This window comes from Pseudomonas sp. FP198, from assembly GCF_030687895.1.
GTDB lineage: Bacteria > Pseudomonadota > Gammaproteobacteria > Pseudomonadales > Pseudomonadaceae > Aquipseudomonas.
In genome coordinates this window covers 3778910-3792020 of record NZ_CP117452.1, presented here as the reverse complement: position 1 = coordinate 3792020, position 13111 = coordinate 3778910, and the positions used below count along the sequence as shown (strand labels likewise).

Sequence of the window (13111 nt, the reverse complement as noted above, 5' to 3'; positions counted from 1 at the left end):
TGATTCAGACAGTGCAGATGTCGGTACTGCTTATAGATTAGTGCTAAGTGTCACAATGTGGGTGCCTCTTTCTGACGTGCAGATGCTGCATTAATTCCCAGGGTGCGACTATACAGAGACGCCGGAGAGGTTTCTCGTGTTTTGAGCTCCGTTTGCGGCGTTTTTGGCGACAGTGAGTGCTAAAATTCCCGCCTCATGTCTTTCGGGGGAATCGTTGTGCGTAAATTGGCTTGGGTAATGGTGGTATTGGCGCTGGCGGGATGTGGTGAAGGACGTGACGTCGAGGCGCCGAAGTCCAAGCCCGTGGCGAGCGCCACGCCGGCCGCCGCTGCCGCCCCGCAGTGGGCCGTCGAGGTTCGAGGCCAGACGCCCCAGGCCGTCAGCGACCTGACCGGATGGCTGATCGAGCACAGCTTCATGTCCACCGTCGTCAGGGAAAACGGCAAGGACCGCGTCCTGGTAGGGCCGTTAAGCTCCAAGGCTGAAGCCGAAGCGAAGCAGGAGCAGATCACCGCTGCCCTGGTCCGTGCGAAGAAACGCAACATCGAGGCCTTGGTGGTGGACTTCCCGCCAGCCCAATAATCGGTCAATACAGAACCTGTGGGAGCGAGCTTGCTCGCGATAGCGGTATATCAGTCGACAAACCTGTTGTCTGTCACTCCGCTATCGCGAGCAAATTCGCTCCCACATTGTTTTCTGCTGTTAACGAATGCCAGGTCAGCCGCAGGCCTTCAGGTCCACCGGGCCGACGAATTCGTTCCCGCGACCCATGACACACGCCACGCTCTGGTTGCGCTGGCGTTCCCAGGCCTGCACCGGATAGGTCTTGTCCCAGGCCTCATACAGGCGCCGGTCCTGTTTGGAGAGGCGCAAACCGTATTGTTTGCTCATGTAGAAATAGGTCCTGGCGATCATCCCTCGAATGGACGGGCGCGGCATGACCTTCTTGGCCTTGAAATCCACCTGGGTCAGGCATGAGCCGTACTGGCCTTTCTGCACCGGCAACCAGCCGAAGCTGAAGTTGCTGCGATCACCATTCACCTCGCCAATGCTCGGCACCAGGTTATGCAGATCCGCCTCGGCCCGTTGATAGACCGGGTCGTAGCGGGTGCACTGCTTGCGCCCGCCCTGTTGCCAGCATTGGCGCTGATGGCCGATCTGCCAGGCCGGGACAATATGCTCCCACTCGATGCGGGCGGCGCGATTGGCGTTCTTGCGCGGTACATAACCGCAGGCCGCCAGGTTCACCCGGTTGCCGGTGTATTTGCACCCGCAGTAGAACTCGGTGGATTGCGGCGCATAGAGTTTCCAGGCGACTTTCTTGGCTTCGTTGAAGGTGCGCGGCGCACCAGCCTGTGTCCCCGTGGCAACGAAGACGAGCAATAAAGCTAAACAGCGAACAATCATCGGGCTCAATCTTCCTTCGGCACAACCCAGAAAACCTGCACACCGCCATCGTCGCGATAAGCGAGGGTGACGTTGTCGTTCTCGTCGATTCCTTCGAGCAGGCGTTCCCACTCGTCGATCGGCTCGTCGGGCAGGCGGAAGATCAGCGCGGCCTTGGCCTTTTGCGCGGTGGGCGAGTTGATGATTTTCGAGACGCGCAGGCCGAGTCGTGTGTAGGAATCTAAAGGGGTAGTTGCAGCGAGAGGCGTTGCCACAGGATTATCCTTATTAAGCTGTACGGGCATACAGTATTTAACCGTAGGCAATTACGCAACTGCTTAAAATTCAAGAAAATCGTCTGACAACACTTTTCCGACTTTGGTGTAGGAGAAATACGTTTTTTTAGCGGGTGTGTAGGCGAAGCGCCACCTTCTCGTAGGAAGCAGGTGGCGAAACAGCCCGGCCGGAAACGGCCGGGCATGAGGTATCAGTATTCCCAGAATATCCGCTGCAATTCTTTGCTGTCCTGAGTCCTGGTCAGGGCGACCATGGCCAGGATGCGCGCCTTCTGCGGATTCAGGTCGTGGGCCACGACCCAGTCGTATTTGTCGTCAGGCTGTTCGGCGTTGCGCAGCACGAAACCGCCGGCGTTGGCGTGGGACGAACGAATGATCTGCACGCCTTCCTTGCGCAAGGCCTGCAACGAAGGCACAACCCGCGACGACACCGAACCGTTGCCGGTACCGGCATGGATGATCGCCTTGGCGCCGGACTGGGCGAGGGCCTTGTAAGCCGTGTCGCTGACGTTGCCGTAGGAAATAAGCGATTTCCACGTCCGGCAGGCTCTTGATGGTCTTGATGTCGAATTCCGAGTCGAGGGTGTGGCGCTTGGCCGGCAGGCGGAACCAGTAGGATTTGCCTTCGACTACCATGCCCAGCGGGCCCCATGGGCTCTTGAAGGCTTCGGTCTTGATGTTGATCATCTTGCTGACATCGCGACCGGACTGGATTTCATCGTTCATGGTCACCAGCACGCCCTTGCCCCGTGCTTCCTTGCTGCTGGCCACGGCCACGGCATTGTAGAGATTGAGCATGCCATCGGCCGACATCGCAGTGCCGGGACGCATCGAGCCGACGACGATGATCGGCTTTTCGGTCTTTTCCACCAGGTTGAGAAAGTACGCGGTTTCTTCCAGCGTGTCGGTGCCATGGGTGATGACAATGCCATCGACGTCATTGCTGTCGGCGAGCTCCGCGACGCGCCGGCCCAGCTGCAGCAGATTGTCGTTGGTGATGCTTTCCGAGGCGATTTGCATGACCTGTTCGCCACGCACATTGGCCAGTCGGCTGAGCTCGGGCACGCCGGCGATCAGTTGTTCGATGCCCACCTTCGCCGCCTGGTAAGTGGCGCTGTTGGCCGAGCTGGCGCCCGCGCCGGCGATGGTGCCGCCGGTGGCGAGGATGACGACGTTGGCGAGCTTTTGCTCAGTTTGGGTTTCTTTTGCCTGGAGTGCGCCGGGCAGCAGGAGCAGAAGGGCCAAGGCGCCCGGAACAAGAGTCTTGAAAGCAGATGTCATTATTTTTCTCTCTAGTCATGAGGATTCATCTAGATGTTCCGGCAGACCTGAATGCCGGGAACACAGCTGGAGGAGCATGATCCGTACCAGCCCGGTCGGTGCCGCCGATCAGGGCCTAAGGCGTTGATATCCATAACGATGTGCATTGAGTGAGGGGGCCGGGCAAGCAGTCCGGGGACGGGTTTCCGAATGTCGCGAGTGTTTACTGTTCGGTTACCCGAAAGGGAAAGGGCTGAAAGAAAGGTCTGAAGCGCTAAAGAAAAAGCTCTGACGGACGATGCCTTTGTAGGAATTCATTCACGGAGCGAGACATGTCCTTTTCCATCGGCTTTCCCAATGCCGCGACCATCACCATCGGTGGTAGATCCATCTCCACGCTGAATGCCCTGAGGGAGGCGAGCGCCGACGCGGCTGACGAGGCGCTTGGCGAAACGCAGGAAACCGGCCCGGTCCGTGCGAACCTGGCAACCGAAGCCGAGGGCAAGACCGAGAAAAGTGGCAGTACGCAAAGTATCGCTATGCAAGTGCTGCTCAAGCGAATGCAGGAACTCCAGCAGCAATTGCGGGAGCAGCAGCAACAACTTGCCGCTGCACAGACGCGTGCGTACTCAACGCCCGAGGCCAAGACGACCGCTGTCATGGCTATCCAAGGGCAGATCGCCGATACCACCGGCGCGCTGCAACAGGTCACCGGCAACCTGATCAAGGAGCTGGCCAAGGATTCGGGTTCGGGGGCGCTGGTGAATACCACCGCATGACGTTTTCAACGTTGCGGAGGAAACCGCAACGTTGACAAAACCCTGATGCTTTACCATAGTTCATTCCACGCAAACGTTTGCGCGGCTGTCGTGCGACGATTTTGCTCACAATAATCATAAAATCGGAGTGAACCCATGAAGCTGCCATTCGCTGGACGCCTTCTCGCCGTCGCCATGCTCGCGGCCGCATCCGCAGCACTGCCATTCTCCTCGGCGCTCGCCCAGACCACCGAAAAACCCAAGGTCGCCCTGGTCATGAAATCCCTGGCCAACGAATTCTTCCTGACCATGGAAGATGGCGCCAAGGCTTATCAGAAGGAACACTCCGCCGAGTTCGACCTGATCTCCAACGGGATCAAGGATGAAACCGACACCGCCAACCAGATTCGCATCGTCGAGCAGATGATCGTGTCCAAGGTCGATGCGCTGATTATCGCGCCGGCTGATTCCAAGGCCATGGTGCCGGTGATCAAGAAAGCCGTGGATGCCGGCATCACCGTGATCAACATCGATAACCAGCTCGATCCGGCCGTGGTCAAGAGCAAGAACATCAACGTGCCGTTCGTAGGCCCGGACAACCGCAAGGGCGCCCGCCTGGTGGGTGAGTACCTGGCCAAGCAGCTCAAGGCCGGTGACGAGGTCGGCATCATCGAAGGCGTGTCGACCACCACCAACGCCCAGGCGCGCACCGCAGGCTTCAAGGATGCGATGGAAGCGGCGCAGATCAAGGTCGTCTCCCTGCAATCCGGTGACTGGGAAATCAACAAGGGCAACCAGGTTGCCGCGTCGATGCTCAGCGAATACCCGAACATCAAAGCATTGCTGGCCGGCAACGACAGCATGGCGGTCGGTGCGGTCTCGGCCGTTCGTGCCGCTGGCAAGGCGGGCAAGGTGCAAGTGGTCGGCTACGACAACATCAACGCCATCAAACCGATGCTCCAGGACGGTCGCGTCCTGGCGACAGCCGACCAGTTCGCTGCCAGGCAGGCGGTGTTCGGCATCGCAACCGCGCTGAAGATGCTCAAGGGCGAAAAAGTCGACAGCGGCACCAACGGCGTCATTGAAACTCCGGTCGAGCTGGTGACCAAGCCGTAACCCTGGCGACACAACGGCGCTCGCCCGTCCGGGCGGGCGCATTGGAGAGTTTGTTATGTCCGTTCGTGATCCGAACGCTGTCCTTTGCGTCAGCGGTATCGGCAAGACCTATGCGCAGCCGGTACTGAGCGATATCACCCTGACGTTGATGCGCGGTGAAGTGCTGGCGCTGACCGGCGAAAATGGCGCCGGCAAAAGTACCTTGTCCAAGATCATCGGCGGGCTGGTCACGCCGACGACCGGGCAGATGCAATTCCAGGGGCAGGATTACCGTCCCGGCAGCCGGACCCAGGCTGAATCGTTGGGCGTGCGCATGGTGATGCAGGAGCTCAACCTGCTGCCGACCCTTTCCGTGGCTGAAAACCTGTTCCTCGACAACCTGCCCAGCCACGCTGGCTGGATCAGCCGCAAGCAATTGCGCAAGGCGGCAGTCGAGGCCATGGCCCAGGTGGGGCTGGATGCCATCGATCCGGACACGTTGGTCGGTGAGCTGGGGATCGGTCACCAACAGATGGTCGAGATCGCTCGCAACCTGATCGGCGATTGCCATGTGCTGATCCTCGACGAACCGACCGCCATGCTGACGGCCCGTGAAGTCGAGATGCTGTTCGAACAGATCACCCGTCTGCAAGCCCGCGGCGTGTCGATCATCTACATTTCCCATCGCCTCGAAGAACTGGCGCGGGTGGCCCAGCGCATTGCGGTCCTGCGCGACGGCAACCTGGTCTGCGTCGAGCCGATGGCCAACTACAACAGCGAGCAACTGGTGACGCTGATGGTCGGTCGCGAGCTGGGCGAGCACATCGACCTGGGCCCGCGCCAGATCGGCGCACCGGCACTGACGGTCAAGGGCCTGAGCCGTTCCGACAAGGTTCGCGATGTGTCCTTTGAAGTTCGCAGTGGCGAAATCTTCGGTATTTCCGGCCTGATCGGGGCAGGGCGCACCGAGCTGCTGCGGCTGATCTTCGGCGCCGATGCGGCCGACAGCGGCACGGTGGCGCTGGGTTCACCGGCGCAGGTGGTGAGCATTCGCTCGCCGGCCGACGCGGTAGCTCATGGCATCGCCTTGATTACCGAGGATCGCAAGGGCGAAGGCTTGCTGCTGACCCAATCCATCGCGGCCAATATTGCCTTGGGCAACATGCCGGAGATTTCCAGTGGCGGTTTCGTCAACGGCAGCGAGGAACTCTCGCTGGCGCAGCGGCAGATCGATGCCATGCGCATCCGCAGCTCCAGCCCGACGCAGCTGGTGTCGGAGCTGTCCGGCGGCAACCAGCAGAAGGTCGTGATCGGCCGCTGGCTCGAACGCGATTGCTCGGTATTGCTGTTCGACGAGCCGACCCGGGGCATCGACGTCGGCGCCAAATTCGACATTTATGCGCTGCTCGGTGAGTTGACTCGCCAGGGCAAGGCGCTGGTCGTGGTGTCCAGTGACCTGCGGGAACTGATGCTGATCTGCGACCGGATCGGCGTGCTGTCCGCCGGGCGCCTGATCGACACCTTCGAGCGCGACAGCTGGACCCAGGATGACTTGCTTGCCGCCGCGTTCGCCGGCTACCAGAAACGTGATGCGTTGCTCAACGAAGCAGCGCCTAGGGAACTCTCATGAAAACCGCTCCTGCCGTCGGCAAATCGAATGGCAACTTTTATGGCCTTGGCACCTACCTGGGCCTGGCCGGCGCCTTGCTGGCCATGGTCGCGCTGTTCTCGGTCCTGAGCAGCCATTTCCTTTCCTACGATACCTTCAGCACCCTTGCCAACCAGATTCCGGATTTGATGGTACTGGCGGTCGGCATGACGTTCATCCTGATCATCGGCGGCATCGATCTGTCGGTGGGCTCGGTGCTGGCGCTGGCGGCCTCGACGGTCAGCGTGGCGGTGCTCGGCTGGGGCTGGAGCGTCTGGCCGTCGGCCTTGCTCGGCATGGCCGTGGCGGCGCTGGCCGGGACGGTGACCGGATCGATTACCGTGGCGTGGCGCATCCCGTCGTTCATCGTCTCGCTGGGCGTGCTGGAAATGGCCCGTGGCCTGGCGTACCAGATGACCGGCTCGCGGACCGCCTATATCGGCGACTCCTTCGCCTGGCTGTCCAACCCGATCGCCTTCGGCATTTCCCCTTCGTTCATCATTGCCTTGCTGGTGATTTTCATTGCCCAGGCCGTGCTGACCCGTACCGTGTTCGGTCGCTACCTGATCGGCATCGGCACCAACGAAGAGGCCGTGCGTCTGGCCGGAATCAATCCCAAACCCTACAAGATCCTGGTATTCAGCCTGATGGGGCTGCTGGCCGGTGTCGCCGCGCTGTTTCAGATCTCGCGCCTGGAGGCAGCGGACCCCAACGCCGGTTCAGGGCTTGAGCTGCAAGTCATCGCCGCGGTGGTCATCGGCGGTACGAGCCTGATGGGCGGACGTGGCTCGGTCATCAGTACCTTCTTCGGTGTGTTGATCATTTCGGTGCTGGCGGCGGGCCTGGCCCAGATCGGCGCGACCGAGCCGACCAAAAGGATCATTACCGGCGCGGTGATCGTGGTGGCGGTGGTGCTCGATACGTACCGCAGCCAGCGCGCCAGTCGGCGGGCTTGAGGCATGGCAACGATCAAGGATGTGGCGGCGCTCGCGGGGATCTCCTATACGACGGTGTCTCACGTCGTGAACAAGACGCGGCCAGTCAGTGACGAAGTGCGGCGCAAAGTCGAGGCGGCCATCGAGCGCTTGGACTACGTGCCCAGCGCGGTGGCGCGTTCACTCAAGGCCAAGACCACGGCGACCATCGGCCTGCTGGTGCCCAACAGCCTCAACCCGTACTTCGCCGAACTGGCTCGCGGGATCGAGGATTACTGCGAGCGCAATGGCTACTGCGTGATCCTGTGCAATTCCGACGACAACCCGGACAAGCAGCGCAGTTACCTGCGGGTGCTGCTGGAAAAACGCATCGACGGCCTGATCGTGGCGTCGGCCGGCGGCGATGTCGGCCTGGCCGAGGGCTTGGCCAACGTGCGCACGCCCATGGTGATCGTCGACCGCGGGCTCGATGGGGTGGACGCCGACCTGGTGCGTATCGACCACGAATATGGCGCGTACCTGGCGACCCGGCACCTGCTGGAGCTGGGGCACCGCGACATTGCCTTTATCGGTGGGCCGGCGGACACCAGTGTGGCGCAGATGCGCCTGGCGGGTTACTGCCGTGCGCTGAAAGAGGCGGGGATCGAGTTGCCCGTCGAGCGCATGCTCGAAAGCGATTTCACCAGTACCGGCGGCTACCGCGCAGCGGCTCAACTGCTAGAGCAGCAGCCGCCCAGCGCGATCTTCGCCGCCAACGATATGATCGGCATCGGTGCGCTGCGCGCCGCCGCTGAACGCAACGTGCGGGTGCCCGGCGAGCTGTCGATCATCGGCTTCGATGACATCCAGATGAGCCGCTACGTCTACCCGGCGCTGACCACGGTGGGGCAATCGATCCTGCAACTCGGCGAGATGGCGGCCGAAGTGCTGCTACGCCGGATCGCCACGCCGACGCTTGCCACCGACCAGCGGATCGTGACGCCGAGCATTGTCTTGCGAGAATCGACTGCACCGCTGTCCGGTACATTCGCCCAATACCGCTGAACCGAATTGACGAGTAATGATGTATGCCAGCAAAAGTAGTGGTAATAGGCAGCCTGAACATGGACCTGGTGACGCGTGCGCCACGTCTGCCTCGTGGCGGTGAAACGCTGATCGGGGAATCGTTTTCCACCATCCCCGGCGGCAAGGGCGCCAACCAGGCGGTGGCTGCCGCGCGCCTCGGGGCGCAAGTGTCCATGGTCGGTTGCGTGGGCGGTGATGCCTACGGTCAGCAATTGCGCGGTGCGCTGGTGGCCGAAGGCATTGATTGCCAGGCCGTCAGTGTCGTCGAGGGTTCCAGCGGCGTGGCGCTGATCGTGGTCGATGACAACAGCCAGAATGCAATCGTGATCGTCGCCGGCGCCAACGGTGAGCTGACGCCGGCCGTGCTCGACAGTTTCGACGCGGTGCTGCAAAGCGCCGAGGTCATCATCTGCCAGCTCGAAGTGCCGGACGCCACCGTCGGCCATGCACTCAAGCGTGGTCGTGAACTCGGCAAGACCGTCATCCTCAATCCGGCGCCCGCTTCTCGGGCATTGCCGGCCGACTGGTATGCCTGCGTCGATTACCTGATTCCCAACGAAAGTGAAGCGGCGATCCTCAGCGGCCTGGCCGTGGATTCCCTGGAAAACGCCGAAGCCGCCGCGACCCAGTTGATCGCCGCCGGTGCCGGCAAGGTGATCGTGACCCTGGGGGCCCAAGGGCTGATGTTCGCCAACGGTTCGAGCTTCGAGCATTTCCCGGCGCCGCGGGTCAAGGCGGTGGACACCACGGCGGCGGGTGACACGTTTGTCGGCGGGTTTGCCGCAGCCCTGGCCAGCGGCAAGAATGAGGTCGAGGCTATTCGTTTCGGCCAGGTCGCCGCTGCACTGTCGGTCACCCGCGCGGGCGCTCAGCCTTCCATTCCAACCCTGCAGGAAGTACAGGCGTTCGAAGCATGAAAAAAACTCCTCTGTTGAACATCGCCCTGTCGCGATTGATCGCCTCCCTCGGTCATGGCGACAAGGTGGTCATCGGTGACGCCGGCCTGCCGGTGCCGCCCCACGTCGAGTTGATCGACCTGGCGCTGACCCATGGGGTTCCGGATTTCGTCAGTACCTTGAAAGTGGTGCTCAGCGAAATGCAGGTCGAGCGCCATGTGCTGGCTCAGGAAAATCCTCGATAAACAACCGTCGGCCCTGGCCACGTTGCAAGCGCTGCATGCCGAAGGCGCGCTGGGCACGCGAGAGCTGGTCAGCCACGAGCAATTCAAGACGCTCAGCCGCGAGGCGAGGGCGATCATTCGCACAGGAGAATGTTCTCCATACTGCAACGTGGTGCTGATCGCCGCCGGCGTCACGTTCTAGGTTTTCCCACCAGCACAAGGAGTGCGCCATGCACCGCTATGCTCAGAAAATGCATCAACTGTTGCGGAGTCTGCTGCTTTTGTCATTGCTCACGGCTACAAGCGCCCAGGCGGCGGAAAAAATCGATCTGATCATCGACACCGATCCGGGCGCCGATGACGTGGTTGCGTTGTTGTTCGCCCTGGCATCCCCCGAAGAGCTGCATATTCGGGCGTTGACCACCGTCGCCGGCAACGTGCGCCTGGACAAGACATCCCGCAACGCGCGCCTGGCTCGCGAGTGGGCTGGGCGTGAAGAGGTTCCGGTGTACGCCGGTGCCCCGAAGCCATTGATGCGCACGCCGATCTACGCCGAAAACATCCATGGCAAGGAAGGTTTGTCCGGTGTCGAGGTGCATGAGCCGAAGAAAGGACTGGCCGAGGGCAATGCCGTCAACTACCTGATCGACACGCTCAAGGCCGCCAAGCCACACAGCATCACCATTGCGATGCTGGGCCCGCAGACGAACCTGGCCCTGGCGCTCGTCCAGGAGCCCGACATCGTCCAGGGCATCAAGGAAGTGGTGATCATGGGCGGCGCGCATTTCAACGGCGGCAATATCACGCCGGTGGCGGAGTTCAACCTTTACGCCGATCCCCAGGCGGCAGAGATAGTCGCCAAAAGCGGGCTGAAGCTGACGTATCTGCCACTGGACGTGACCCACAAGATCCTCACCAGCGAGGCACGCCTCAAGCAGATCGCCGCGCTGAACAACAACGCCAGCAAGCTGGTCGGCAATATTCTCAATGAGTACGTCAAGGGCGATATGGAGCACTACGGCATGACCGGCGGGCCGGTGCATGATGCGACCGTGATCGCCTATCTGCTCAAGCCGCGGTTGTTTACCGGGCGTTCGGTCAATCTGGTGGTGGACAGTCGTGAAGGCCCGACGTTCGGGCAGACGGTCGTCGATTGGTACGACGGCCTCAAGGCGCCCAAGAATGCCTTCTGGGTGAAGGACGGCGATGCCCAGGGGTTCTTCGACCTGTTGACCGAGCGGCTGGCCCGCCTCAAGTAGGCTCTCTCGCAACGACCCCGCAGGCGCCGGCCTGCGGTGGTCTAGTCAACCGTCTCGATAATGCTCGGGTAGCGTTCGAACGCCTGCTGGATGAAGTTCTGAGCGCCTTGCGTCCCGAGCTCTTTCACCAACAACTCGATGCCGATGATTGCCAGTTCCTCAGGGCTGCCCGGGCTGTATGAGCTGTGGCCCTGGGCCCATTTGGCATTGATGGTGGCTTCGATGCTGACGGTGCTCATGGTCGGGCTCGCAGGTTGGGAGATCAGTAGGCTGAGTTAAGCATTTTTGCTTCGGGTTTGGCAGTGCGACTTAGGCATCAGAAGTGCGGTATGCGACACTTGGCTTTTGATTTTTTCGAGGAGCCCTGGCATGCAGATCGACCTGAAGAAACCAGATGGACTTACCCTCGACTCGGTTCGCCAATTGCTGGCTTCTGCCAGTGATGACGAGCATACCCAACTGCGAGTGACCAAGGACGGCATCGCCTATCTGTCCTCGGGCATTGTGGGTGGTGCTGAAATCGATGGCCTGCGGTTCCGGCTCGAGACATGGGCGAAAGGGTCAGGCTACGTTGGCCGGGTCGCGGCCAGTGACGAGGTCTGGGTCATGCAGATCTATAACGCGCTGAAGGACAACTGGCCGAACCCAGCCTTCGATTACATCGATATCTATTGAGCACCGTTCATATTCAGTCACGATTCAGCTCTGGACTGGCGGTCGTGCTCGGGCAAACTGCCGGTTTTTCCAGTGAGGGCGCAATGATAGCGCCGGTGTTGAAACCAAGCGTCATCCCGGCTGTCGCACGCTCACTACTATCCATCGAAAAAAGGAGGCTTCATGCCTTGGAAGCTCGTGTCATTGAATATTCTGTTGGCCGCCACGTTCTTGAGCGGATGCAGTAGCACGTCGGAGTCGACGCCTGATCCTGTGGCAGCCGAGGCCGGCCATACCCGCTGCGATGCCAAGGCCGCCGAGTTTGCCGTCGGCAAGCAGGCTTCGCCGCAATTGCTGGAGCAAGCGCGCACTCGATCCGGCGCGCAGAATGCCCGGATTCTCAAACCCAACGACATGATCACGCTTGAGTACCGCTCCGATCGCCTCAACCTCAACACCGATGCCAAGCTGGTGGTCAATCGGGTGAACTGCGGCTGACGGGCGGTTTCCAGCAGCCCATAAAAAACCCCGTCACATGGACGGGGTTTTTTTAGCGCGCCGGGAAATTACTCTGGGCGAACTTGTGCAGCTTGCATACCCTTTTGGCCTTTCTCAGCCACGAAGGAAACGGTCTGGCCTTCTTTCAGGCTTTTGAAACCGTCGCTTTCGATAGCTTTGAAGTGTACGAACAGGTCGTCACCGCCACCTTGAGGAGTGATGAAGCCGAAGCCTTTTTCATCGTTGAACCATTTAACGGTGCCGGTTTGGCGATTAGACATGGTGTATCTCCAAGAAACATATATTTTCAGTGTACTGTGCTGCTCAGGCCAACTGGGCACACCCGGGTATCATAGTCGAAATGTTCGATTTGGGAGCCCCCCGGACGAGCTGTTTGCCAATCAGTCGTGTTTCCTTTACCCCCTGAACCGGCTGGAAGGCCCGGTTTCAAAGGCTTTCAGCCGAACGTAAAGACGATAAAAAAAGCTGTAAAACCTGAATAAATCCTGAAAAAAGCCGCTTATCCAAGCCTTTTCAGCTGTTCCGAGCCGTCTCTGGGGGCTCGATCACTCATTTTTTCGCGGGTGGATTGGCCTTGCATTTGGCGATCTGACCGAGCGCTTTCTGCTGCAGTTCAGGGGTGGCCTTATTGTCCATCAGCGCCTGGATATCGCTCGCCGGGTAGGATTTGATCGCGTCCGCGCCACAGGCGCAGTGGGCCTTGGCCGCCGCTGCGCCAATCTGCGGGGTCGCCGCTTGAGTGCACTGCGCCATGTATTTCTCACGCTCGCCCTTGGGCCATTCGGCGTGGGCACTCAGCGGAAGCAGCAGGGCGAGGGGGGCGACTACTGCCAATAGGGTGTTCAGACGCATGCGGGGATGCTCCTTTTCTGGGTCGATGTCTTGTTATCTGAGGCGTAGCAGACGCTTCGGTTCAGCACTCTGGCATAAAAATCGTCAGTTTACGCCGGCTTCGATCCAGGCGCGGCGATGACCATTCATCTGTGCTAGGATGCCGGGCTCGGGTATTTCTCAGGCTCCGGAGGCAACAGGCCCCGGCGGCGGTAAATGTTCGATCAACCCTGATTTGAATCCCAGTCACTCTGGTTCGGTTTCCCGGTTGGCCGCAAGGCTCCT

General features: G+C 60.6%; 15 protein-coding genes and 2 pseudogenes. 11 read left to right on the top strand and 6 right to left on the bottom strand.

Annotation, left to right across the window (positions count from 1 at the left end; genetic code table 11):
• Positions 1-216 precede the first annotated feature (216 nt).
• Positions 217-582, top strand: coding sequence for an SPOR domain-containing protein (locus tag PSH78_RS17225; RefSeq protein ID WP_305495682.1), 366 nt, complete (start codon positions 217-219; stop codon positions 580-582).
• Positions 583-717: 135 nt separating this feature from the next.
• Here the strand turns inward: PSH78_RS17225 and PSH78_RS17220 are convergent, their stop codons facing one another.
• The 3 genes and pseudogenes from PSH78_RS17220 to PSH78_RS17210 form a co-directional block, all read right to left on the bottom strand.
• Positions 718-1407, bottom strand: a complete 690-nt coding sequence (locus PSH78_RS17220; protein ID WP_305495680.1) for an endonuclease I family protein — start codon at positions 1405-1407, stop codon at positions 718-720.
• Positions 1408-1412: 5 nt separating this feature from the next.
• Positions 1413-1712 carry a DUF1654 domain-containing protein gene (locus PSH78_RS17215; RefSeq protein ID WP_305495679.1) on the bottom strand — a complete coding sequence of 100 codons (300 nt, stop codon included), beginning with the start codon at positions 1710-1712 and terminating at the stop codon, positions 1413-1415.
• 161 nt (positions 1713-1873) lie between these two features.
• Positions 1874-2963: pseudogene (locus PSH78_RS17210) on the bottom strand (asparaginase).
• Between the two features lie 311 nt (positions 2964-3274).
• On the opposite strand from PSH78_RS17210, the gene PSH78_RS17205 reads away from it, so the two are divergent.
• The 8 genes and pseudogenes from PSH78_RS17205 to PSH78_RS17170 all read left to right on the top strand — a co-directional run bounded on the left by PSH78_RS17205 (position 3275) and on the right by PSH78_RS17170 (position 10822).
• A complete protein-coding gene (locus PSH78_RS17205; RefSeq protein ID WP_305495678.1) occupies positions 3275-3721 on the top strand; it encodes a hypothetical protein in 447 nt (148 codons plus the stop codon).
• A 135-nt stretch (positions 3722-3856) separates the two neighbouring features.
• The gene (locus tag PSH78_RS17200) at positions 3857-4816 is read left to right on the top strand and encodes a sugar ABC transporter substrate-binding protein (protein WP_305495677.1); all 960 of its coding nucleotides are present in this window, start codon (positions 3857-3859) and stop codon (positions 4814-4816) included.
• A 55-nt stretch (positions 4817-4871) separates the two neighbouring features.
• Positions 4872-6425: a sugar ABC transporter ATP-binding protein gene (locus tag PSH78_RS17195; RefSeq protein ID WP_305495676.1), complete on the top strand. Its 1554-nt coding sequence runs from the start codon at positions 4872-4874 to the stop codon at positions 6423-6425.
• Positions 6422-7399, top strand: a complete 978-nt coding sequence (locus PSH78_RS17190; RefSeq protein ID WP_305495674.1) for an ABC transporter permease — start codon at positions 6422-6424, stop codon at positions 7397-7399. The genes PSH78_RS17195 and PSH78_RS17190 overlap by 4 nt, the downstream gene beginning before the upstream one ends.
• 3 nt (positions 7400-7402) lie before the next feature.
• On the top strand, positions 7403-8422 hold the full coding sequence (locus PSH78_RS17185; protein ID WP_305495672.1) for a LacI family DNA-binding transcriptional regulator: 1020 nt from the start codon (positions 7403-7405) through the stop codon (positions 8420-8422).
• A gap of 23 nt (positions 8423-8445) precedes the next feature.
• The gene (rbsK, locus tag PSH78_RS17180) at positions 8446-9360 is read left to right on the top strand and encodes a ribokinase (protein ID WP_305495670.1); all 915 of its coding nucleotides are present in this window, start codon (positions 8446-8448) and stop codon (positions 9358-9360) included.
• Positions 9357-9765, top strand: a pseudogene (gene rbsD / locus PSH78_RS17175) (D-ribose pyranase). Before rbsK ends, rbsD begins: the two are co-directional and overlap by 4 nt.
• Positions 9766-9793: 28 nt before the next feature.
• Positions 9794-10822 carry a nucleoside hydrolase gene (locus PSH78_RS17170; RefSeq protein WP_305495668.1) on the top strand — a complete coding sequence of 343 codons (1029 nt, stop codon included), beginning with the start codon at positions 9794-9796 and terminating at the stop codon, positions 10820-10822.
• Between the two features lie 41 nt (positions 10823-10863).
• On the opposite strand, the gene PSH78_RS17165 is transcribed toward PSH78_RS17170, so the two are convergent.
• Complete coding sequence (locus PSH78_RS17165; protein WP_305495666.1) at positions 10864-11061, bottom strand: hypothetical protein; 198 nt, start codon at positions 11059-11061, stop codon at positions 10864-10866.
• Positions 11062-11191: 130 nt separating this feature from the next.
• Between PSH78_RS17165 and PSH78_RS17160 the strand changes: the two genes are divergently transcribed.
• Together PSH78_RS17160 and PSH78_RS17155 are read left to right on the top strand one after the other, a co-directional pair.
• The gene (locus tag PSH78_RS17160) at positions 11192-11497 is read left to right on the top strand and encodes a hypothetical protein (RefSeq protein ID WP_305495664.1); all 306 of its coding nucleotides are present in this window, start codon (positions 11192-11194) and stop codon (positions 11495-11497) included.
• Positions 11498-11659: 162 nt separating this feature from the next.
• A complete protein-coding gene (locus PSH78_RS17155; protein ID WP_305495663.1) occupies positions 11660-11974 on the top strand; it encodes an I78 family peptidase inhibitor in 315 nt (104 codons plus the stop codon).
• Between the two features lie 68 nt (positions 11975-12042).
• On the opposite strand, the gene PSH78_RS17150 is transcribed toward PSH78_RS17155, so the two are convergent.
• Both PSH78_RS17150 and PSH78_RS17145 read right to left on the bottom strand, forming a co-directional pair.
• Complete coding sequence (locus PSH78_RS17150) at positions 12043-12255, bottom strand: cold-shock protein (protein ID WP_003179963.1); 213 nt, start codon at positions 12253-12255, stop codon at positions 12043-12045.
• A gap of 289 nt (positions 12256-12544) precedes the next feature.
• A complete protein-coding gene (locus PSH78_RS17145; RefSeq protein WP_305495662.1) occupies positions 12545-12847 on the bottom strand; it encodes a hypothetical protein in 303 nt (100 codons plus the stop codon).
• Between the last annotated feature and the right edge of the window lie 264 nt (positions 12848-13111).